We start from the raw sequence: 1,316 nt of genomic DNA, 5'->3' as shown, positions 1-1,316 counted from the left end.
GAGCCGCCGGCACGTCCGCGCCGCACGCGCAAGCCGGCGCCGCCGCCGGTCAACGAGCCGCTGATCCAGGTGGATACGCGTCAATAAACGCGTTGCCCTGACAAAAAGGAAGCCTGCGGGCTTCCTTTTTTTATACCTGTGCTACGATGACCGCGTCGAAAAAGGCAGGACCGTTTTTGGTAAGCCCGGTCCCTTCGCGCGCCATGCGCAGAAGCTCTGTTCCATGCGTGCGCGCATGAGTACCCGCGACGAACCGTCCGGCGCCATTGCGCTTAACGGGTTCGTGCGCGCATGCCCTCAGCGGCGGATCGTTCCGTACGAGCCCATCATCGGAGCACGTCATGCAACTGAATCACCTCGACCTTCCCGTCCCCGACGTCGCGGCCACCGCCGCCTTCTTCACCACCCATTTCGGCTTCCGCCTGGTCGACACGCGCGGCAATAACGGCTTCGCCCTGCTGCTGGGCGAAGGCGGAGTCGCGCTCGTCCTCACGCGGCGCCGCACGGAAGGCGCGCAGGACTATCCAGACAACTTCCATATCGGCTTCCTCGTCGACTCCGACGCGGCCGTGCACGCCGCCCACGCGCGCCTGGAGGCGGCGGGCGTGACGGACCTGCCGCCCGTGTCGCTCCAGCGCGGGGCGACGCTATTCTACGTTCACGCGCCGGGCGGCATCCTGGTGGAAGTGAGTCATCGCCCACCCGCGTGATGCGTGTAAGATGGGCAACTCATCCATTCGTTCGCCCACCACCTTGTCCGCCCCGCCCGCTCCCGTTTCCTTCCGCACCGCCCTGCGCTACTGGCTCAAGCTGGGTTTCATCAGCTTCGGCGGCCCGGCCGGGCAGATCGCCATGATGCATGCCGAGCTCGTCGAACGCCGCCGCTGGATTTCCGAGCGGCGGTTCCTGCATGCGCTGAATTACTGCATGCTGCTGCCGGGACCGGAAGCGACGCAGCTGGCCATCTACATCGGCTGGCTGCTGCACCGCGTGCCGGGCGGGATCGCGGCCGGGGTGCTGTTCGTGCTGCCGTCGCTGGTCGTCCTGATCGCGCTGTCGTGGATCTACATGACGTGGGGCCAGGTGCCCGCCATCGCCGGGATCATGGCGGGCATCAAGCCGGCCGTCGTCGCGATCGTGCTGGCGGCCGCGTGGCGCATCGGCAGCCGGACGCTTCGCAATGGCTTGCTGGTCGGCGTCGCGCTCGCCGCGTTCATCGGCATCGACCTGCTGGGCGTGCCGTTCCCCCTGATCGTGCTCGGCGCGGCCGTGGTGGGGTTCGTCGGCGGCCGGTTGCGGCCCGCGCTGTTCGACCC

At 67.9% G+C, this 1,316-nt stretch carries 2 protein-coding genes; both read left to right on the top strand.

Annotation, left to right across the window (positions count from 1 at the left end; genetic code table 11):
- Positions 1–341: 341 nt before the first annotated feature.
- Entirely contained in the window at positions 342–710 is a 369-nt protein-coding gene (locus ACEN88_RS31980) for a VOC family protein (RefSeq protein WP_413346216.1), read from the top strand.
- Positions 711–720: 10 nt separating this feature from the next.
- The coding region (locus ACEN88_RS31975) for a chromate transporter (protein WP_413346214.1) at positions 721–1,316 on the top strand (596 nt) is incomplete at its 3' end.

The organism is Massilia sp. CT11-108 (assembly GCF_047302915.1).
GTDB lineage: Bacteria > Pseudomonadota > Gammaproteobacteria > Burkholderiales > Burkholderiaceae_D > Telluria > Telluria orientalis.
Note: the sequence above shows the minus strand (reverse complement) of the source record. Positions and strands in the feature narration are given on the sequence as shown.

Coding starts and splice junctions, on each gene's coding strand:
- ACEN88_RS31980 (WP_413346216.1), top strand. CDS start 342: ATGCAACTGAATCACCTCGACCTTCCCGTCCCCGACGTCGCGGCCACC.